Source organism: Sphingobacterium faecium (genome assembly GCF_003054045.1).
Taxonomy (GTDB): Bacteria; Bacteroidota; Bacteroidia; order Sphingobacteriales; family Sphingobacteriaceae; genus Sphingobacterium; species Sphingobacterium faecium.
On record NZ_QBKH01000007.1, the window covers coordinates 187,022 to 209,481 of the forward strand.

Genomic DNA, 22,460 nt, shown 5'->3' on the forward strand with positions numbered 1-22,460 from the left:
TCTTTTTTGCATCTTTTAACTAAACTTAATTTTGTTTAATAGCCTTACTGATACAATAAAAACTGACCCTTAAGAAAATCGTTCATTAAACGTTTTCTCTAGCGAGAACATTTCATCCCTAAGTTTGGCAGCCTCTAAAAAGTCCATCTCTTTAGCTGCCTTTTCCATTTTCTTACGAACGGTATCAATCGCTTTTTTAAGCTCTTTTTCTCCCAAATATTGCAAGACTGGATCAGCAGCAATTGCTACAGATGGATCCGGTTCAACATATATTTGTTGTTCTAAACCATTAAAATCTGCGACAGAGGTTTGCTCCATAATTTCCGCTTTCGTTTTACCAACAGTACGTGGAGTAATATGATGCTCTTCATTATATTTCATCTGTTTCTCACGTCTACGATTGGTTTCATCAATCGTCAAAGTCATACTATCAGTCATCCGATCAGCGTACATGATCACCCGTCCCTTATCATTACGGGCAGCACGACCAATCGTTTGAATCAATGACCTTTGCGAACGTAAAAAACCTTCCTTATCTGCATCTAATATCGCTACAAGAGTTACTTCAGGCAAATCGAGTCCTTCCCTTAACAAGTTTACGCCCACCAGCACGTCAAACTCGCCGAGGCGTAATCCACGTAAAATTTCGACCCGTTCTAATGTCTTTACTTCAGAGTGGATATAACGAACTTTGATATTCAACTTCGTCATATACTTGGTCAACTCTTCAGCCATCCGTTTCGTTAACGTAGTAGCCAGTACACGACCACCTGCCTTAATGGCCTTGTCAGCCTCTTCCAGAAAATCATCCACCTGATTGATTGCCGGATGTACTTCAATGATCGGATCTAGCAAACCAGTAGGACGAATCACTTGCTCCACAAAAACACCCTCTGTTTGTTGCAATTCGTAGTCTCCCGGAGTTGCAGAAACATAGATGGTTTGATTGGTCAAGGATTCAAATTCCGGAAAATTCAGAGGTCTATTATCCAACGCCGCAGGTAATCTGAAGCCGTGTTCTACCAAAGCAATTTTGCGAGATCGGTCACCACCATACATCGCCCGTAATTGCGGAATCGTTACATGGCTTTCATCGATAACCAGTAAGTAATCTTCTGGGAAATAATCTAGCAAACAGAAGGGACGCATCCCCGGTTCACGACCATCAAAAAATCGGGAGTAATTTTCAATTCCAGAACAATAACCAAGCTCACGCATCATTTCCAGATCGTAATTGACACGTTCTTCCAGACGTTTTGCTTCTAGCATTTTACCTTCCTCTTCCAACTGTGTTCTACGTTGTACCATTTCTTCTTGAATAGCCCAAATCGTAGAAGTAAACTTTTCCTTTGGTGTAACAAATAGTGTAGCAGGGAAAAGAGCAAGATCCTCCATTTTATTTAACGTCTTTCCCGACAAAGGATCAATCTCGCTCAATTCATCGATCTCATCCCCGAAAAAAGAAACACGGATGGCAAAATCTAGATATGCAGGGTAAATATCAACCGTATCTCCTTTCACCCGAAAAGTTCCTCTTTTAAATTCCGTAGTCGTACGCGCATATAAAATCTCCACTAAACGATGTAAAAAAGCATTTCGAGAAATAACAGTGCCTATTGCAAAGCGAAATATGGACCTTGAAAAATCTTCTGGATTACCCATACCATAGATACAGGAAACAGAAGAAACCACAATAACATCACGTCGTCCAGACATCAAAGCAGTAGTCGTTGCTAAACGCAGTTTCTCGATTTCCTCATTAATGGCCAGATCCTTTTCAATATACGTATTGGATGATGCTATAAAAGCCTCTGGTTGGTAATAATCGTAATAGGAGACAAAATAATTAACTGCATTATCAGGAAAAAATTGTTTAAACTCCCCGTAGAGCTGCGCAGCTAAAGTTTTATTATGACTCAGTATTAAAGTCGGTTTTTGTGTTTGCTGGATGACATTGGCAACTGTAAAAGTTTTTCCCGATCCTGTCACCCCTAAAAGTGTTTGGTACTGTTCCCCTTCATTCAAACCTTGTACTAATTCTTTGATAGCAGTGGGTTGATCTCCAGTTGGTTTATATTCAGACGTAAGTTGAAACTTCATAAAATCCTATTCAAGTATGACAAATTTAATCAAAATAAATGAGGCATTTATATAATTACATGAGGGTCAAAATACCTGAACTATTTTCTCCCTAATCAAACGATAATGAGATTATTTGTGTAAATTGCTATTATCACTATAATCTACACCATATGCTAAACATCCTGAGTACTCAAAACAGCATCGCCAATCAATACATTGCAGAATTACGTGATGTTACTATTCAGAAAGATCGTATGCGTTTCCGTCGCAATCTCGAACGTCTAGGAGAAATTTTCGCTTATGAGATCAGTAAAACATTGACATATGCTCCTACAGATGTGGAAACTCCTTTAGGTATTGCGAATACACAGATGCTCCTCGAACACCCTGTTTTAGCGACCATCCTACGAGCAGGATTGCCATTGCATCAGGGACTTTTAAATATCTTCGATCAATCTGATAGCGCCTTTATAGCAGCATATCGCCACACCAAGAAAAGTGGTGAATTTGAAATTCACAAAGAATATGTCAACACACCAGATCTTGATAATAAAGTGGTGATAGTAGCAGACCCGATGCTTGCCACCGGCAAAAGTGCCGTGTTATGTTGCAAGGATCTTTTGAGTGATTATGCAATCAAAGAATTGCACCTTGTTGTAGCCATTGCCTCCGAAGAAGGAATCAGACATGTCCAAGCTTTTTTACCAAAAGCAATCATTTGGGTAGGAGCTGTTGATAATGAATTGACAAGCAAAGCTTATATCGTCCCTGGATTAGGAGACGCTGGAGATCTTGCCTACGGGAGTAAGCATTAATCTTTATAATTTAATAGTAAAAACTTAATACGGAGCATAGCTCTTAACACATTATATATCAGTAAATTTAATCAACAAAATGAAATACGCACATACACAAACTAACTTATTTTTATATGACTTGGCAGAAATACAATGGCGAAAGCATCAAGACATCTATATGGGATGCTGTTGAAACTAATATCTTAAAAGAAATAGATTTGGGTAACAAGCTCAAAGTCTATATCGGAACAGATTCACAAATAAAAAGAGGAACTATCGATTTTGCGACAGTAATTGTTTTCCTCCGAGAACACCGAGGTGGCTTTATGTTTGTTCATAAAGACAAAAGAACTCACCTGATGGGCATTAAAGAGCGTATGCTACTGGAAGTTCAAAAATCAATCGAAGTTGCTTACGAACTTTGCCCACTTCTAGAACAGTACCAAGTCGATCTAGAAGTTCACGCCGACATCAACACCAATCCTAATTTCCAGTCAAATGTTGCATTAAAAGAAGCTATGGGCTACATTATGGGGATGGGTTTTGTATTTAAGGCAAAACCAGAATCTTTTGCCAGTACGACATGTGCGAATAAGCAAGTACAGTAAGTGAAATAGGGGCTGAACCCACTATGAAACCCATACTGTAACCTTTAGCGACGCACAATTCCTTTTAAATTATTGATGCCCTAAAATTATTTTGGGCAAATGAACGCTTTTGCTAAATTCGTATCTTTACTTGCTAAAGACACGAAAGCTATGCCTGCAATTATACAGCAGATTTTACAACAATTTGCCCAGACCACCATGCTCGAATGGATCGGTACTATCACCGGTTTTCTATGTGTCTATCTCGCAGCCAAACAACATATCCTGAATTGGCCCATCAGCGTAATCAGCGTGCTGACCTATGCCTATATTTTCTATCATAGTAAACTATATGGCGACGCAGTATTACAACTCTATTTTTTAAGTACAGCCATTTATGGTTGGTATTATTGGTCTAAAAAAATCAGAGAAGATGATAAACCGATTGTCTCGTTTACGAATCTTGAAATGCTCTTCACCCTTATTATTATCGCAATCCTAACCGTTTTGCTTGGCACTTTCCTAAAGAAAATGACCGATTCAGACGTTCCTTATGCAGATGGTTTTTGTACAGCAGTCAGCTTTGTTGCTCAATTCTTAATGACTCGAAAAGTACTCCAAAATTGGCTCCTGTGGATTTTTGTTGACATTTGCTATATTCCTCTATATTTTCATAAGGGGCTACTGCTGACCGCAATTCTATACTTCGTATTTGCTATCATCGCTTGGACAGGTTATAAGGACTGGAAAGTTACTTATCGTAGTTTTATGCCATAATGTCCAAACAAGATACCTAACTTTATCCCCACGAATGAGCACATCAAATCCAGACTTAATAAAAATCGCAGTTGTAGGACCTGAATCAACAGGAAAATCTACTATAGCACAAGCTGTAGCACAACATTTCAATACTGTTTGTGTCCCAGAATACGCACGAGAATATTGCAAAAACTTACATAATGAATATACCTTGCAAGATGAGGTTAATATGTACTATGGGCAAATAGCACTGGAAAATACGCTGATCCCACTAGCTAAAAATAATTTGCTTATTTGTGACACGACCATCATGACCATTAAAATATGGTGTGATTATTTATTTGGCGATACCCCTCAAGACGTGAAGGACGAGATTAACAATCGCCATTATGACCTCTATCTCCTGATGGACATTGACCTTCCATGGGAAGAAGATCCATTGCGCGACTTCCCTGAGCATCGCGAACACTTTATGGGCGTTTGGGAATCCGAGCTAAAATCCTTGGATGCGAACTATATCATCATATCCGGATTAGGTGATGAAAGACTTAACCATGCGCTTCAAGCAATTAACAGAAAATAAGATTTTTGAAATACACAAAAACTTAACATTAACTTCACATTAGAACAGTAAATTTGTACCGTTGTTATAGTGCGTTTATAACAACGAATGCTTACTAATGAGCACAATTCTTTGAAATTTACAAATCCCAATCTGTAAAGAGATACAATTAATTGTACCGCTTACTCTTCGTCTTTTGCAAAGTACAACCTATTGCCCTCATGAATGTTTAGCTTAAAAATTAGTACATTCATAAATAACAAAAAAATGATTACATTATTTAATTCATTGCATTTAGACTTGACTGTTACAGCCATTATTTCTTTTATTTATATATTAGCTTGTGTGGCTATATATCAGATGCACAGTACCAAAGACGGTATCCTTTTCTTTCTTTACATCACAGCATCAGCATTCATTATATTTCTGTTTATCAATTTTACCATGATATCCGCAGGTATTGTATTTCTATACATCATGCGATTAGTTTACCGAAATTTAAGAATGGATATTTAAATATATCCGGCTAATGATCATTATTATACAAAAACGCCTCAATTAAAATCAATTGAGGCGTTTTTTATGATTAATTACTTGATGTTAGTAACGGTAAGCTTCAGCTTTAAACGGACCATCAACAGTAACACCAATATAAGCAGCTTGCTCTTCGGTCAATACGTCTAATTCAACACCGATATGCGCTAAATGTAAGCGTGCAACTTTTTCATCCAAATATTTTGGAAGGGTATATACTTTATTTTCATAAGCAGCAGTATTTGTCCATAATTCCAATTGCGCTAACGTTTGGTTAGTGAAGGAATTTGACATCACGAATGAAGGGTGTCCAGTAGCACAGCCTAAATTGACTAATCGACCTTCTGCCAATAAAATAATATCTACACCATCGATCGTGTATTTATCAACTTGAGGTTTGATCTCAATTTTTGTATTACCGTAATTGCTATTTAACCAAGCCACATCGATCTCGTTATCAAAGTGACCAATATTACAAACAACTGTTTTATCCTTCATTGTTTTGAAATGCTCAGCACGAACGATATCTTTATTACCTGTAGTGGTCACAACGATATTTGCTTCTTTCACTGCATCAGCAAATTTTTTCACTTCAAAGCCTTCCATTGCCGCTTGTAGCGCACAGATTGGATCGATTTCTGTCACGATAACACGTACACCAGCCGAACGTAAGGACTCAGCAGAACCTTTACCTACATCACCAAAACCAGCGACTACAGCTACTTTACCTGCTAACATCAAATCTGTAGCACGGCGGATCGCATCAACTAATGACTCGCGGCAACCATATTTATTATCAAATTTAGATTTCGTAACCGAATCATTTACATTGATCGCAGGTAAATGAAGTGTACCATTTTTCATACGCTCGTATAAACGGTGAACACCTGTTGTTGTTTCTTCCGATAAACCTTTGATTTCAGCAATCAATTCCGGATATTTATCAAACACCATATTTGTCAAATCACCACCATCATCTAAGATCATGTTTAATGGTTGACGATCTTCACCAAAGAATAACGTTTGCTCGATACACCAGTTAAATTCCTCTTCATTCATACCTTTCCAAGCATACACAGGAATACCTGCAGCAGCAATAGCAGCAGCAGCATGATCTTGAGTAGAAAAGATATTACAAGATGACCAAGTTACATCAGCACCCAATTCAACCAAAGTTTCAATAAGCACCGCAGTTTGGATAGTCATGTGAAGACAACCAGCAATACGCGCACCTTTTAAAGGTTTTGCTGCACCAAACTCAGCACGAAGGCTCATTAAGCCAGGCATTTCAGCTTCCGCTAATTCTATTTCTTTACGACCCCATTCAGCAAGGCTGATATCCTTAACTTTGTATGGTACGTATGTACTTGCTACTGATGACATATATTATTCTTTTTAAGTTTTAAATTTATTAGCAAAAATACCAATCAATACCTTTAAATCAAAACGTTGAATCTGAAAGCTTTCAAATTCTGACATTGTTTTGAGACTAATGTCTTGACTTAGCTCCTAACAACCCTTATATTTGTAGTATTAAATTTAAAAAAGAAGATTATGTATCCAGAATATTTAGTAGAACCAATGCGTAAGGAGCTTACAGATGTAGGTTTCGAAGAGTTAAAATCTGCAGAGCAAGTTGATGCAGCTATTGCTACTGAAGGTACAGTATTTGTCGTTGTAAACTCAGTATGTGGTTGTGCAGCAGCAAATGCCCGTCCTGCAGCAAAAGCGGCAGTAAAAAATGAAAAACGTCCTACTAAATTTGTAACTGTATTTGCAGGTATGGAAAAAGACGCCGTTGATAAAGCTAGAAACTATATGTTGCCTTATCCTCCATCTTCTCCTGCAATGGCATTGTTCAAAGATGGTAAATTAGTTCATATGATAGAAAGACATATGATTGAGGGTCGCTCCGCACAAATGATTGCTGACAATTTAGTTGCTGCATTTGACGAGTACTGTTAATCATTTATTTTGATTTTTGAAAAAGAAAAAGGCTGTTCGAGTTATTCGAATAGCCTTTTTTCATATCTTAAAAATCATTAACATAGACAAACACCTTAGTTTGTCGCCTGATCACCAATCCATAGGAATATTAATTTCTTGGAATATAAGTCTTATTACCGTTACTATTGATATAATACTTACCTCCTTCTGGACCGATATATACAGCATGTCCATTATATTTTTCTGATGATAATTTATCCGTAGCAGATTTTTTAGCTGCTGAAGCGCTATTTTTCATTTTAACAGTAGAAACCGAAGTATTACTTTTTGCTTTATCTGAAGCTTTAAGTGCTTTATCTGCTTCTACTTTTGAAATTTCATTTTCTTTTTTAACAGTTTGCTTTGTTAATTCCTTTGTTTTAGCGGCATCAGATTTTGCTTTTTCTGCTGACTTCACAGCTTTGTTTGCCTCTGTTTTTGCAGCAGTACTTTCTTTTTTAGCCGATTGTTTTGTTAACTCCTTTGTTTTAGTTGCGTCAGACTTTGCTTTTTCCGCTGACTTCACAGCTTTGTTTGCCTCTGTTTTTGCAGCAGTACTTTCTTTTCTAGCCGATTGTTTTGCTGTCTCTTTTGTGAGGGTAGTATTATCCTTAACGGTCTTCTCTGCTTTTTTGACAGCCATATGATGTGGAGGTGTTTCTTGTGCACTGCTTGTTGCAATTCCAAACATAGAAACCAATGCAGCTAATGCTGCCCATTTTTTAAAATAATTTAAGGTATTCATAACCCAATATTTTTAAGTGTAAAAACTAGTTACATAAATTCAAAACAAATGCCAATAACATCTAGACTTCAAGCAATTAACACACATTTAACATTACTCATCCAACATAAAAAAGGTTTAACATGTGTCCATGTCAAACCTGCTTGCGTTTACATATTTTTACATCTAACTATTTACCTGGAGGTTTAGGCTTAGGCATCATTTTGTTCATTTTTCTATCCATAACTTTTTTTCCTGCAGTCGAATCTTTCACGACTTCAGGGCTTTGTTTTTTAGGAACAGCTGGAGTCATCTTTTCCTCCGTTTTTTTAACAACCTTTTCTGGATGCTTTTGCTGAGCTGACACAAATGTCAGACTGAACATGGCAAGTAAGGCAACTAACGTTGCTACTTTTACCGAAAATTTCATGGTTTTCATAATAAAGATATTTAGTGTCGTTTGATTTAAATTTGCTCAAACCAAGTGCCACAAAATAGACTTTAAAATAATTAACAAACTTATTTACAATACATTAAGAGTCGATAAAATTAATTATTGACTCTTAATAATTAAATCTGCTAAACCTTCAATTGGATTCAAATAATAGTACACTGTATACTCAAAGCCTCACCCTAAAAGGACATTATCAGTTAATCCCAAACCATCAGATTTCACTTTTAATAGGAACGTTATCTTCTTTCTTTGTTTTTTTCACTTTTAGATATAATAAAACAAATGAAAGAATAAAGCAAATCACAGTCGTCCATGCAAGTGCAACAATAGATGACCGCACATATTCAACTGTGCCTTGTTCAATAACAAGCACCCGAAAGATCTCCAAATAATGTGTCAGGGGTATCAATTTAGAAATATGTACGACCCAATCCGGCATCTGGCTCAAAGGCCATGTAAAACCACTCAGGATAAAACTTGGTGTAGCGATCACCATCAGAATCTCAGTCGCTTTCAGTTGGCTAGGGATAATAATACTGACCAATATTCCAATGAAACTGACAGCAAGTAGAAATAATATAGTCCCCAAAAGAAAAGGTCCCAAAGGTATGTGTAATGGCATTCTATAAAAAATTGAAAAACCATAATAGAGCATATATATCCCAATAGACATCAATAAGAAAGGAGCAATTTTAACCAATATCAATAGGAGTACATTCGATGATTTTGAGACTAAATCTTTAAATGTTCCCTTTTCAAATTCAGAAGCAAAACTTAATGCTAAGGCAAGCATCATGACTTGTTGAAGTACAGTCAAAAGAACACCAGGTAGCATAAAATATAAATAGTTTCCACTTTTAATATTCTGACGTATGATGGTCGTTTTAAAAGGTTCATATTGCTGTGTTGCGACATATTCAGGAACACCTTTTTTCTGTTGCGCTTTTATTTGAATTCCTGCTTTTAGCGTTGCAGCGCAAACATTTGCAGCCATACTTGCATAGTTGGATGTCAAGGTATTGGCAGCATTGACAAAAAATGTTAATTCTGTGCTTCTATTATAGTTCACATCCGAATCAAAATTTTTAGGAATTTGAACCACCACTGTGGCTTCATGTTTCAGTGCTTCTTGTTTTGCATTAAACGCATCAGGCAAAATTGCAGCTACATAAATGACTTCACTTTCATTAAACATCGTAATCAGTTGCTTACTTAGGGGGCTTCTGTCTTGATCCACCACGATTATAGGCAAATGGGTTACTTTACCCTTTTGATAGACAGCACCAATTAAAACACCGTATAAAATCGGCGCTCCCACGAAAAGCATTAACAACACTTTATTTTGGAAAAAGAGTTGAAATTCTCGCTTTAATAAGGATAGGAATGTACGCATAATACTTATTTTGTAGTATCAACTTGAAGGATAAACGTCGCTTTTGTTAAAAGTTTTTGAGCATCATCTTTTTGGAGCGGTTTCAATTTAACTTCAAATAATGATTCTTGTTGTTCAAAATCAGGGTATGCAGTAGCAATATTAGCATAAGAACTCAGTGCTTTAATCGACACTACCTCCGCCTCTATTTTTTTATTGTTGAGATACGGAAATGATAGCATCTGCTTACTGCCGACAGTCAGATTATGCAATTGTTTTTCAGGGATTGTTACCCTAAAAAATGTACCATCAATCAGATATCCCGAAACTAAACTATATCCCGCCAAAGCAAGTTCACCGATTTTTAAATTGATCGTTTCTACCGTCATATTTTGAGGGGCGATGATAAAACGCTCTTTAGTGGCAACATCGACCTCAGAAACAGCACCAATAGCTCTCTCCTTTTGTCCCAAAGCCATCTTCTGCTGTTCTATACGCGCACCGTTTTCCGCATCGGCCAACTCCGCTTGAACCGCTAAGTATTGATTCTTTGCCCCTTGAAATTTCATGTAAACTTCATCATACTGTTGTTGAGCAACCAAAGAATCTTTAACGAGGTTCTGCATTCTTGCCAATGATTTCTGAGCAAAATCATATTGTTCTCGTAGTCCATCGCGTTTAGCACGCAATTGCTTCAACTGATTATCAGTTGCGCCTTTTACAGCCATATTATATTGCGCCTCAGCAGACTCAAGCGCTCCCTTTGCTTGCATGGACTTAGCTTCCACTTCTGGAAATTCTAGAATCATCAAGGTATCACCAGCTTGTACAACCTCTCCTTCGCTTACTAATATCTGATGTACTTTCCCCGGTATTTTCGTTGTTACAGCAATTTGATCCCGCTCAATCTTTCCTTCAAAAGAATTTTTGAGAGGTGCATCATGACCACAACTTTGTATGAATGCCGCGATTACTAGGATATATATAAATTTTCTCATAATTATTTGACTAGTGATTGATAAAGACTTCCTTGTGATTTTAATAATTCTAAAACAGCTATACGCTGAACTAATAGTTGATTGTAAAAACTAAGCGATTGCTTATACAATTCGTTTTCTGCACTTAATCTTTCTGTCACATCTATTAAACCAGCTTCAAATTGCTTGGATGCTAAAGCAAGATTATTATTGGCAATCTTAATCTGCTGCTCATGTACCGCCATCTTTTTCATCGACAACTGGTAATCCGAATTTGTTTTACGTTGCAGAAGCATTAATTTATCTTTCGTATCATTCCATTTGTTCTGATTCATAATCAGATCAAGATTTGCTTTTTTTATGTTGTTACGATGTTGATTACCATCAAATACATCCCATTTAACCCCCACACCTACAGCAAAACCTGGAGCTAATTGAAAATGATTGGCACTAAGATTTACATCTCCCATAAGCGGCACATCTTTGAACTTAAATTTGGTATCAAATGCATTGAAATAAAAAGCACTACCAAATGCAAAAATTTGAGGTAATCGAGCACCTTTTTCTTTTTTTAACACATATTCATAAGCGCGCTGAGAACTTGCCAAAGCTTGCATCTCTTTTCTGTTCTCCACAGCTGGCTGTACAGGATCTACTGAAACCAACTCAAGTGGATAACTAACGAGCTTAAGACTATCGACTGTCATCTTGGTCAGTTCTTCTAATTTAAAATATAAGAGTTCACGGCTATTTTGGGATTCTGCTTTCTTGCTTTCTAACTCCAACATGGCCAGTTTGATTTTATCACGATCATAGGGTATAGCCAAACCATTCTCAATCGCTTTTATAACTTTCAGATGTTCTTTATTCAATCTTTTCTCTGAATCAGCAATCAAAGCATCCACTTCTTTTAATAACATAATTTGATCAAAAGTCTGGACCACTTCCTGAGCTAGACCTTCATAACCTGCCTCTGTCATCAACTGCTGAGCTTTAAATTTTTCATCCAACGCTTTTTTACCATTAGTGATCTGTAATCCGCTAAAAATAACCTGAGTGGCATTTACCCCTGCAAAACCTATTTGAGATGAGGCATTAAATTTCTGAGCACCTTCAAAAAGATTCAGTCCCAGTATCGGTAAAGTTTTCGTCGGAAGATCCAACTCACCAGTGCCATTAAGATAACCATACATCCCCATTGCCGTGACATGAGGCAATAGTTTTCCGCTAACAATATTCTTATCTATAAGCGTTTTCTGATTTTCTAAATAACTATTTTTAATATCGCTATTATTCTGAATTGCCTTCTGAACAGGTTCTTTCAGCTGTGCGCTTATTCCTTGCTGCGCAAAGGAATGGCCTAGATGAAAGAATGGCAATAAAAATATCAAGCATGAAATTTTTTTAAATAACATATTCATAACACTTTTAAAGGGTCGATTAGTATCACTATTAACAATACAAAGGTGCGTATGTTTTACGGTTTAATTTTTAAGATATCTTAAAAAGGAAAATTATACCACTTGCCCTCTTATAACCGATAAAGTCTGCTGCGATATACCTAGATAAGAGGCGATATGACCTAGAGAAGCATTTTGAAAAAGCTCGGGATTTTCTGTCAAGAGCAATTGGTAACGCTCTAAAGCTGTTTGAAATTGCGTATTGCAAAATCGGTTCGAATAGCTGATCACCGATCCCAATAAAACCTTTTGTATGATTTGACTAACTATAATGTTGGTCTTTGATAATTCATAGATCGGTTGAAAAGGTATCAGTGAGATTTTACAGTTGGTCAGTGACTGAAAACCGAAAATGGACGGTTTTTGATAGAAAACACTTTCTATACCGGTACTAAATGTATTTGCTCCAAAAAAAGAATGTGTGATATCTCTGTTATTTTTAAAATAAAAAATACGAGTCAAACCAGATTCTATAAAATAAATATACTTCAAATAGCTACCCGGTTCAAAGATGACATCGCCCTTATGAAATTCTTTCGTTTCTATGATTTGAGAAAACAACAACATTAAGTCGTCATCAATAGAATATAGGCTTTTGAAATGTTCCAATGCAGTCATATCCTAAATATGCCAATTTTAAATTATAATTTCATAAAAAAGCCCTAAATATTCACATATTTAGGGCTTTTATCAAATATAGCTATCCACTATTGCATATCAAACAAATGTTTCTCTGCGTGGTATGAAGATCTTACTAATGGACCAGACTCTACGTATTTGAATCCCATTTTTAATCCAATTTCTTTGTATATATCAAACTGCGCTGGTGTAATCCACTCCACGACCGGATGATGCGCTTTGGTTGGTTGCAGGTACTGACCAATGGTTAAAATATCAACACCCACATTAAATAGGTCCTGCATCGTCTCTACAACATCTGCTTCCGTCTCTCCAAAACCAAGCATAATACCTGATTTAGTACGCAAACCTGCCTCAGAAATACGGCGAAGACACTCTAATGAACGATCATATTTTGCCTGAATACGCACTTCACGTGTCAAACGTCTAACCGTTTCAATATTATGAGAAACAACTTCTGGGCGAACAGCAAGTACCCGATCCAGATTGTCCCATTGTCCCTTGAAATCAGGAATTAATGTTTCTAATGTTGTTGTAGGGCTTTCTCTGCGAATCGCATTAATAGTCTCTGCCCAGATGATAGAGCCACCATCCTTCAAGTCATCACGATCAACCGATGTAATGACGCAATGCTTCACTTGCATCAATTTTACAGAATTGGCAACCCGCGCAGGTTCATCCAATTCGACTGCCTTAGGACGACCTGTCGCTACAGCACAAAATGAACAAGAACGCGTACAGATATTTCCTAAAATCATAAATGTAGCGGTTCCCGCACCCCAACATTCACCCATATTCGGGCAATTACCACTCTCACAAATCGTATGTAGCTTATGCTCATCTACAAGGCCTCTTACATGTCTGTATTCTTTACCAACTGGCAATTTTACACGCAACCAATCTGGCTTACGCTGTGTTTGTGTTGCAGGAATAACTGGAAGTTCAATCATAAGGCAAAGTTAATGATTATAAATGTAATTTTTAATTGCCAATTTGTTTGAATACTATCATAATATCCGTTTCTAGTTGTACCCATTAGTGTTGAACATATTGTTTTTTTTATGATATTTGTGAAACATCACATTTAATCCCAATTCATATGCGATTTAGCCATTCAATAACTTTGGTACTTTTAGCGGGGTTGTTGCCTCTAAATATATTTGCCCAACAAAATTTCGACTTAATCCCTAAACCGGCAAGTCTGACCTTAGCGGTAGGAACCTATCACATACCGGCCCACCCGAAAATCTTTGTTTCAGAAGATTTTTTAAGTGCGAGTCAATTATTAAATGAGCACCCTGCTATTGAATCCTTAACCACTGAAATTGTCAAAAAGGTCAAGAAAGCACCAAAGGAAGGTATTCGTATTTTAAAGGCCGAAGATTCGGATAAATTGGACAATTCCGCATATCGTATCTCGATCAGTGAAAAAGGTATCCTCATTTTAGCACATGAAGTTGCACCAGTTATCAATGCGATCTATACTTGGGTACAATTGGGGTATTTACAAGACGATCCAACACAGATCGCTGCACTAGATATAGAAGACAAACCCAGTTTTTCTTATCGCGGACTTCATTTAGATCCATCTCGTCATTTTATTCCTTTCAATATCATGAAGAAATTTGTGGACATTATGGCGATCTACAAATTCAATAATTTACACTGGCACCTCACCGATGGTGCAGGATGGAGATTAGAAATCAAGCAATATCCAGAACTGACCAAGAAAGCAGCGTGGCGTACACATGTCAAATGGAAAGATTGGTGGAATAATGGTCGTCAATATGTTGATGCAGGAACACCAAATGCAAGCGGTGGATTTTACACTCAAGAACAAGCGCGCGAATTAGTAGAATATGCTGCTAAAAAAGGAATAAATATTATTCCCGAGATCGAAATGCCTGGACATTCTGAAGAAGTGTTGGCGATTTATCCAGAATTATCTTGTTCCGGTAAACCCTATACCCAATCAGAATTTTGCATAGGCAATGAAAAAACCTTCGTATTTTTGAAAAACGTATTGGATGAAGTTATTGCGATATTCCCTTCTCCTTATATTCACATTGGTGGAGATGAGGCCGATAAAAAACATTGGAAAACATGTCCTAAATGTCAAGCATTAAAAACAAAAGAAGGATTAAAATCTGAAGAAGAACTACAAAGTTACCTCATTAAACAAATTGATGAATACGTTCAATCCAAAGGTCGCAAGATCATTGGTTGGGACGAGATTTTAGAAGGTGGATTAACAAAAGGGGCAACGGTCATGAGCTGGCGAGGTGAATCTGGGGGTATCAACTCGGCTAATGCCGGTCACGATGTGATCATGACTCCAGGATCTCACCTTTATTTTGATTCCTACCAAACTGATCCGAGAACACAACCCGAGACAATAGGTGGCTATCTTCCGATCAACAAGGTCTACGAATACAACCCCATACCTACTGGTATTCAAGAAGATAAAATAAAACATGTATTAGGAGCTCAAGGCAACTTATGGGCAGAATATATGCCCAACTATTTTCAATTGGAATATATGGCTTTTCCCAGAGCATTAGCCTTATCGGAAGTCGTATGGACAAAAGCGGATCTTAAAAATTGGCCAAATTTTCATAAGCGACTTCAATCGCACTACAAAATCTTACAGCACTTTGATATCAACTACTATCGACCATCGTACAATGTTAAAGCAACCGTCGTATTTGATGAAAAGAAGGCATCTAATAACGTCACTTTAACTACAGAACAGTTGTATGCCAACAACATTCGCTACACCATAGACGGATCAAAACCGACCTATCAAGGCACCCCTTATAACAGCTCGTTTGATCTATCTGTACCAGCAATTATAAAGGCGGCTTATTTCTTGGACTCTACTCAAGTAGGACCTATCGAAACGATTCAATTGGATGTACATAAAGCAATCGGAAAAACGGTTACCTACAATAACAAATGGAGTGATGGTTATCCTGCACAACAGGAATTGACGTTAACAAATGGAATCAAAGGGGGACTGACCTACCAAGATGGTCAATGGCAGGGATTTTTAAAAGATCTCGATGTAGTAGTTGATTTTGAGCGCCGTGAAGAAATCAGTAGTGTCGCGATGAACTTCATGCAAATTACGGGTCCTGGAGTATATATGCCTGGAGAATTTAAAGTATTATTATCCGAAAATGGTCGAACATTTAGAGAAGTAGGTATCGTACAAAATGATGTATCAGATCAAGATCCGACATTAACATTTAAACGGTTTGAATTAAAATTAGCCAAGCCACAGCAAGCACGATATGTTCGTGTTGTAGCCACAAATCCTAAAAAAGGATTTCTGTTTGCAGATGAACTCATTGTGTACTAAATACAGCATCAAAATGATGGAGAAGCACGATTTCAAAACAAGTTGCTTCTCCATTTTTTATTCCCCTATACTGTTTAAATGATTTATCTGAAAATAAATTCCGAAAAATCAAATAAAATAATGTAATTTTGCACTCCGACAAAGCGGTCGGAATATACCCTTCTCGAAGCGCATTTTTGATTGTCTTTGTTCATACTTTGAAATTTTATTTTTTGAACTAGATATAATGCCAAGAAACACCTCCATTAAATCGGTTTTAATCATTGGATCAGGTCCAATTGTAATTGGTCAAGCCTGTGAATTTGATTATTCGGGATCTCAAGCAGCCCTTTCTTTAAAAGAAGAAGGCATTGAAGTTTCCATCATCAACTCGAACCCTGCAACGATCATGACTGATAAAGTCATTGCAGACCACGTTTATTTACTTCCTTTAACTGTAGAAAGTATTGAAGAAATTCTGAAAGAACAGCAGATTGACGCCGTGTTGCCTACTATGGGTGGTCAGACAGCGTTAAACTTATGTATCGAAGCTTCAAACATCGGACTATGGGAAAAATACGACGTTAAAGTTATCGGTGTTGATGTTGCTGCAATTGAAAAAACAGAAAACCGTGAAGAGTTCCGTCAATTAATGATTGATATCGGTGTAGGTGTAGCACCTTCCAAAATCGCGAACTCTTTCTTAGAAGGTAAAGAAGCAGCACAAGAAATTGGTTATCCATTAGTCATTCGTCCTTCTTACACATTAGCAGGTACTGGAGGTGGATTCGTACACTCGAAAGATGAGTTCGACGCCGCTTTAAGTAGAGGTTTAAGCGCTTCTCCTACACACGAGGTATTAGTAGAGAAAGCAGTTTTAGGCTGGAAAGAATTCGAATTAGAGTTGCTACGTGATACAAATGATAATGTGATCATCATTTGTACGATTGAAAACTTTGATCCCATGGGCATCCATACAGGTGATTCGATCACAGTTGCACCAGGAATGACATTATCTGACAAATGCTACCAAAGCATGCGTAATCAAGCCATCTTAATGATGCGTTCGATTGGTAACTTCGCTGGTGGTTGTAACGTTCAGTTCTCCGTTAACCCAGAGAATGAAGATATTATCGCTATCGAAATCAATCCACGTGTGTCTCGCTCTTCAGCTTTAGCATCTAAAGCAACGGGTTACCCAATTGCAAAAATAGCTGCAAAATTAGCAATCGGCTACAATTTGGATGAGTTACAAAACCAAATTACCAAAACAACTTCAGCTTATTTCGAGCCTACTTTAGATTATGTAATCGTCAAAGTACCTCGTTTTAACTTTGATAAATTCAAAGGAGCAAACAAAGAATTAGGCTTACAAATGAAAGCAGTAGGTGAAGTGATGGCAATTGGCCGTACGTTCATCGAAGCATTACAAAAAGCATGTCAATCATTAGAGACAAACCGTGCTGGTTTAGGAGCTGATGGTCGTCAACTACGCAATTTAGAAGAGATCATGGATAGCCTTGAGCATCCAAGTGGTGATCGTCTTTTCCATATCAAAGATGCTTTCGAATTAGGTGTTCCTCTAGAATCTATCCGTAAAGCAACACGTATCGATAAATGGTACTTACTTCAAATTCAAGAATTAGTAGCGTTAGAAACTGAACTTCGCCGTTACCAATTGAATAATATTCCTAAAGATTTCTTTATGACCTTGAAACAAAAAGGTTATTCTGATATTCAAATCTCTTGGTTATTAGGCAACGTTACTGAAGATGAGGTTTATGATCGTCGTAAGGAACTAGGTATTAGCCGCGTGTATAAAATGGTTGATACATGTGCCGCGGAATTCCCTGCACAAACGCCATACTACTACTCTACTTTTGAAGAGGAAAACGAATCCGTAGCTTCTGACAAGAAAAAAATCGTCGTATTAGGTTCAGGTCCTAACCGTATCGGTCAAGGTATTGAATTTGATTATTCTTGTGTACACGGTTTATTAGCAGCTAAAGAAGCTGGTTTCGAAGCCATCATGGTTAACTGTAACCCAGAGACTGTTTCCACAGATTTCAACATGGCTGATAAATTATACTTTGAGCCTGTATTCTGGGAGCATGTTCGCGAAATCATTGAACTAGAGAAACCAGTAGGTGTTATCGTTCAGTTAGGTGGTCAGACAGCTCTTAAAATGGCTGATCAGCTAGAAGCTCTTGGTGTTAAGATCATCGGAACAGATTTCCAAAACATGGATTTAGCTGAAGATCGCGGTCGCTTCTCTGATTTATTAAAATCATTAGATATTCCTTATCCAAGATACGGAGTTGCTGAATCTGCAGAAGAAGCAATCCAAGTTGCAAATGAAGTTGGATATCCAGTTCTTGTTCGTCCATCTTACGTATTAGGTGGTCAAGGCATGAGCATCGTGATCAACGATGATGACTTAGAGAAAGCAGTTGTTAATTTATTGAAAAACCTTCCTGGAAACCGTGTCTTAATTGACCACTTCTTGGATCGTGCTGAAGAAGCAGAATCTGATTCCATCTGTGATGGTGAAGATGTACACATCATTGGTATGATGGAGCATATCGAGCCTGCAGGTATTCACTCGGGTGACTCTTATGCCGTATTGCCTCCGTTCAGCTTAACACAAGCTGTACAAGATAAAATGGCGGAGTATTCGGTTAAACTAGCAAAAGCATTAAATGTAAGTGGTTTACTAAATATACAGTTTGCTGTAAAAGGTGAAAATGTATATGTCATCGAAGCAAATCCACGTGCATCACGTACGGTTCCATTTATCGCTAAAGCATATGACGTTCCTTATATCAATATTGCAACAAAAATCATGTTAGGCGTAAACAAATTGAAAGATTTCAAAATCGAGCGCAAGTTGCAAGGTTGGGCAATCAAAGAACCGGTATTCTCGTTCTCTAAATTCCCTGAAGTGGATAAACAATTAGGTCCAGAAATGAAATCTACAGGTGAAGCTATCCGTTTCATCAAAGATTTAAATGATCCTTACTTTAGAGATTTAGTGGCTAAAAAATCGATGTTCTTATCGAAATAAGCCTAAAACTCTGATTACATAAAAAAGTCTTCTTAAAATTAAGAAGGCTTTTTTATTGGATCAAATTGTTCGAGATCTAAATATCTTTAACACATCTAAATCCGACATTATTCGTTGGACTATTCACTTCTCCCTTGCCCCTGCTTCCTGCTTTATAACGTTCACAATATTGATCATTACACAAAAATGAACCACCACGTTGCACACGTTTAACAGCCCCGGGCTCATCTGGATCATAAGCATCAGCGGGCCCCTTAGGATTATCGGAAGAACTTTTAGCATAATAATCAGGACGATAATAATCAGCACACCATTCCCAGACATTGCCTTCCATATCATAAAGACCGATTGAATTTGCTGGAAAAGCTTTAACTGGTGAAGTACCGACATAACCATCCAACTTTGTATTCAGAACAGGAAATTGTCCTTGAAAGATGTTCGCGAGATAGCGGTCATTATCCAACAGTTCATTTCCCCAATAATAGGTCATTGGATTGGATGTTCGGGCACGTGCAGCAAATTCCCATTCTGCTTCCGTGGGTAGCCGTTTCCCTGCCCATTTCGCATACGCTTCTGCATCTTGATATGCAATATGTACAACAGGATAGTTCTCTTTATCTTTAATACTACTATTAGGACCATCAGGATGCCTCCAGCTTGCTCCGACGACATAAGACCACCATTGCAAATGGTTAGTCAAACCTTGAACTTCTTTAGGTGGTGAAAATATGGCAGACCCAGGTTTCAACATTGCAGGATCCACTCCAGGAAATTCTTTAGGATCTAGGGGTCTTTCAGCCACAGTTACATACCCTGTTGCCTGAATAAATGTTTCAAATTGACCATTTGTCACTTCATGTTCATCGATTAAAAAATCATCGATCTTAACTTCATGAACAGGCTTAGCATCTGCAAATTCATCAGATCCCATTAAGAAATAACCACCAGCAACCTTGATCATATTGACCTTATCAATACCTGAGCCTTCCACAATACGAAGCGTAGTATCCGCATTAGAAAACCGAGAGGGTATAGTTGTTGCCATATAACAACGTGAAGAATCTGGAGAAACAAAAAGATCAGCAGTATGACCTTTTGGTTCACTGTTACTAAAGCATGAAGTCAATAAGACAAAACATGGTATAAAAAGAAATGGATTCTTGCACATAGGTCGCGTTGATAACAAATAAAGATACAATTTAGATATTTTTCAACAAGAATTGAAAATATCGTTAAATAAAAAAAGAGAGCAGTTAACTGTTCTCTTTTTTTATTTCGCTTACAAAAAGATTATACGTCTAATTGAACACCACTTACTTTTCCCTCTTTTGAGCGAATTTTAGTTGTACCACCACCGGTTAAAGTAATATCCACCGGTTTATTTGTCTTCCATGCTCCTTTTGTAAAGTCAGGAATGTCGACTGTTCTGGAGTCACGTTTAACAGAATCAAAACTTAATGGAACGATGCTACTCCAAGAGGCACCATCATAAACATCCTGATCCAATGGAAGACCATTACGTAAACAATCAATCAATCTCCAATCCATCATGAAATCCATTCCACCGTGTCCACCAACTTGTTTTGCTTGTTCGCCAATAAATTTCACCAATTCAGGTGTATATTTGGTATATAATTCTTTTAATTTATCTTCTGTGATGAAACTATGTCCAAAAGCAATATTTTCAGTAGGATATTTCTGAGCAAAGCCTTTCGTTCCACTTAGCGTATGTAATCTCGAATAAGGTCTTGGCGAAGTCACATCATGCTGCAACATAATGGTCTTGCCCAACTCTGTACGGATCAACGTGGTATTCATATTACCACGGAAACTCTTACCTACAAATTCTTGATAGAAAGAATCTTTAGCGGCCAATTCTTTTGCTTTAGCACCCATTTGAAAATCATTTGTAGACATCGCAACCAAGTGATTCATTTTATCACCACGATTAATGTTCATACACTGTGCAACAGGGCCCAGACCATGAGTCGGATATAAATTTCCATTCAATTTGATGTTTTCACGCAATCTCCACATATTATCATAACCATTTTTTGCAAAATTCAAGTCTAATAAATCGTGGATATAAGCACCTTCACCATGCAAGATCTCACCAAATAAACCTTGGCGAGTCATGTTCAATGTCAACATTTCAAAGAAATCGTAACAGCAGTTTTCCAACATCATACAATGCTTTTTTGTTTCTTCTGAAACTCTTACGACTTCCCAACAATCTTTCAGTGTCAATGCAATGGGTACCTCACAGGCAACGTGAGCACCAGCTTTCATTGCTCCAATACTCATTGGAGTATGATAATCCCAAGGTGAACAAATATATACTAAATCAAGTTTTTCATTTTTTAGCATATCTTTCCAACCATCCTCACCAGAGTAAGACTTAGCATCTTTTAATGATTTTTTACGTAAGATACCTTGAGCGCGTTCAACACGATCTGCATGTTTATCACATAAAGCAACAATCTCCACTCCGTCAATGTAAGATAAACGATCCACAGCTCCAGGGCCACGCATTCCCAAACCAATAACCGCTACACGCACTTTATCAATTTTAGGCGCAGCATAACCTGACATATTAAATTTTGTCGCTGCCAATACATTGGAATTTAAAGTTGGTAATGTCACCGCTACAGATGATAAGATACCCGCTTTCTTCAAGAAATCTCTTCTATTAGAATTCATATTTGATAGATATAATTTACATACAAAATTAAAGGGGCTATAGAAAGCCCCTCTAAAATCACCTATTTTAAAACAAACTAAACAGTCTTTGTAAGATTATCAAACTTAATGATACAGTAGTTCAATAATTAGTTATAGAATCGGTCGTAGACCTTTTCTATAACAAGAATACAGTACATATTTGATAATAAAAAATAAAAAAACAAAGCAATCGTTTGCTCAAAATAAACAACCGTTTGCAAAATGGCATCTCCTAACTCAGATATCATGTAAATCTAGTAACCAATTAGTTACATCTAAGCTTGTTGATATGAGTTCATTCAGGCACCTCCTTCCATATCATTGTATACACAGCATGAATAACAATAGGAATCTTATATAAAACAAGAAGTAAACTTCCTACCAAGATCAGACTTTGCTTTC

19 protein-coding genes are annotated in these 22,460 nt (G+C 37.3%); 8 read left to right on the top strand and 11 right to left on the bottom strand.

What is annotated here, in order from left to right; genetic code table 11:
- Window positions 1–69 precede the first annotated feature (69 nt).
- Entirely contained in the window at window positions 70–2,100 is a 2,031-nt protein-coding gene (gene uvrB / locus C8N37_RS19635) for an excinuclease ABC subunit UvrB (protein ID WP_108160518.1), read from the bottom strand.
- 152 nt (window positions 2,101–2,252) lie between these two features.
- Between uvrB and upp the strand changes: the two genes are divergently transcribed.
- From upp to C8N37_RS19660, 5 genes are all read left to right on the top strand, one after another.
- Window positions 2,253–2,897, top strand: coding sequence for a uracil phosphoribosyltransferase (upp, locus tag C8N37_RS19640; protein ID WP_108160519.1), 645 nt, complete (start codon window positions 2,253–2,255; stop codon window positions 2,895–2,897).
- Window positions 2,898–3,013: 116 nt separating this feature from the next.
- The gene (locus C8N37_RS19645; protein ID WP_045754074.1) at window positions 3,014–3,487 is read left to right on the top strand and encodes a ribonuclease H-like YkuK family protein; all 474 of its coding nucleotides are present in this window, start codon (window positions 3,014–3,016) and stop codon (window positions 3,485–3,487) included.
- A 99-nt stretch (window positions 3,488–3,586) separates the two neighbouring features.
- Window positions 3,587–4,243 (top strand): nicotinamide riboside transporter PnuC, encoded by a 657-nt coding sequence (pnuC, locus tag C8N37_RS19650; protein ID WP_244914485.1) that lies wholly within the window; start codon window positions 3,587–3,589, stop codon window positions 4,241–4,243.
- A gap of 34 nt (window positions 4,244–4,277) precedes the next feature.
- Window positions 4,278–4,808 (top strand): AAA family ATPase, encoded by a 531-nt coding sequence (locus tag C8N37_RS19655; RefSeq protein ID WP_108160520.1) that lies wholly within the window; start codon window positions 4,278–4,280, stop codon window positions 4,806–4,808.
- 246 nt (window positions 4,809–5,054) lie between these two features.
- Entirely contained in the window at window positions 5,055–5,303 is a 249-nt protein-coding gene (locus C8N37_RS19660) for a hypothetical protein (protein ID WP_146171112.1), read from the top strand.
- Window positions 5,304–5,387: 84 nt separating this feature from the next.
- Here the strand turns inward: C8N37_RS19660 and ahcY are convergent, their stop codons facing one another.
- A complete protein-coding gene (ahcY, locus tag C8N37_RS19665) occupies window positions 5,388–6,704 on the bottom strand; it encodes an adenosylhomocysteinase (protein WP_045754071.1) in 1,317 nt (438 codons plus the stop codon).
- 171 nt (window positions 6,705–6,875) lie between these two features.
- On the opposite strand from ahcY, the gene C8N37_RS19670 reads away from it, so the two are divergent.
- Window positions 6,876–7,286, top strand: a complete 411-nt coding sequence (locus tag C8N37_RS19670) for a BrxA/BrxB family bacilliredoxin (protein WP_045754070.1) — start codon at window positions 6,876–6,878, stop codon at window positions 7,284–7,286.
- A gap of 130 nt (window positions 7,287–7,416) precedes the next feature.
- On the opposite strand, the gene C8N37_RS19675 is transcribed toward C8N37_RS19670, so the two are convergent.
- The 7 genes from C8N37_RS19675 to lipA all read right to left on the bottom strand — a co-directional run bounded on the left by C8N37_RS19675 (window position 7,417) and on the right by lipA (window position 13,883).
- The gene (locus C8N37_RS19675; protein ID WP_108160521.1) at window positions 7,417–8,052 is read right to left on the bottom strand and encodes a hypothetical protein; all 636 of its coding nucleotides are present in this window, start codon (window positions 8,050–8,052) and stop codon (window positions 7,417–7,419) included.
- Between the two features lie 169 nt (window positions 8,053–8,221).
- On the bottom strand, window positions 8,222–8,470 hold the full coding sequence (locus tag C8N37_RS19680; RefSeq protein WP_108160522.1) for a hypothetical protein: 249 nt from the start codon (window positions 8,468–8,470) through the stop codon (window positions 8,222–8,224).
- A gap of 226 nt (window positions 8,471–8,696) precedes the next feature.
- Window positions 8,697–9,878 carry an ABC transporter permease gene (locus tag C8N37_RS19685; protein ID WP_108160523.1) on the bottom strand — a complete coding sequence of 394 codons (1,182 nt, stop codon included), beginning with the start codon at window positions 9,876–9,878 and terminating at the stop codon, window positions 8,697–8,699.
- A 5-nt stretch (window positions 9,879–9,883) separates the two neighbouring features.
- A complete protein-coding gene (locus C8N37_RS19690; protein WP_108160524.1) occupies window positions 9,884–10,855 on the bottom strand; it encodes an HlyD family secretion protein in 972 nt (323 codons plus the stop codon).
- Between the two features lie 2 nt (window positions 10,856–10,857).
- Window positions 10,858–12,249 carry a TolC family protein gene (locus C8N37_RS19695; protein ID WP_108160544.1) on the bottom strand — a complete coding sequence of 464 codons (1,392 nt, stop codon included), beginning with the start codon at window positions 12,247–12,249 and terminating at the stop codon, window positions 10,858–10,860.
- A gap of 99 nt (window positions 12,250–12,348) precedes the next feature.
- Window positions 12,349–12,912: a Crp/Fnr family transcriptional regulator gene (locus C8N37_RS19700; protein WP_108160525.1), complete on the bottom strand. Its 564-nt coding sequence runs from the start codon at window positions 12,910–12,912 to the stop codon at window positions 12,349–12,351.
- An 89-nt stretch (window positions 12,913–13,001) separates the two neighbouring features.
- Window positions 13,002–13,883 carry a lipoyl synthase gene (lipA, locus tag C8N37_RS19705; protein ID WP_108160526.1) on the bottom strand — a complete coding sequence of 294 codons (882 nt, stop codon included), beginning with the start codon at window positions 13,881–13,883 and terminating at the stop codon, window positions 13,002–13,004.
- A 149-nt stretch (window positions 13,884–14,032) separates the two neighbouring features.
- Here lipA and C8N37_RS19710 point away from each other — a divergent pair, with 149 nt between their 5' ends.
- Entirely contained in the window at window positions 14,033–16,294 is a 2,262-nt protein-coding gene (locus C8N37_RS19710; RefSeq protein WP_108160527.1) for a glycoside hydrolase family 20 protein, read from the top strand.
- A gap of 226 nt (window positions 16,295–16,520) precedes the next feature.
- On the top strand, window positions 16,521–19,337 hold the full coding sequence (gene carB / locus C8N37_RS19715; protein WP_108160528.1) for a carbamoyl-phosphate synthase large subunit: 2,817 nt from the start codon (window positions 16,521–16,523) through the stop codon (window positions 19,335–19,337).
- Window positions 19,338–19,413: 76 nt separating this feature from the next.
- On the opposite strand, the gene C8N37_RS19720 is transcribed toward carB, so the two are convergent.
- Both C8N37_RS19720 and C8N37_RS19725 read right to left on the bottom strand, forming a co-directional pair.
- Window positions 19,414–20,505: a formylglycine-generating enzyme family protein gene (locus tag C8N37_RS19720; protein WP_108160529.1), complete on the bottom strand. Its 1,092-nt coding sequence runs from the start codon at window positions 20,503–20,505 to the stop codon at window positions 19,414–19,416.
- Window positions 20,506–20,627: 122 nt separating this feature from the next.
- A complete protein-coding gene (locus tag C8N37_RS19725) occupies window positions 20,628–22,037 on the bottom strand; it encodes a Gfo/Idh/MocA family protein (protein WP_108160530.1) in 1,410 nt (469 codons plus the stop codon).
- Window positions 22,038–22,460: the final 423 nt, after the last annotated feature.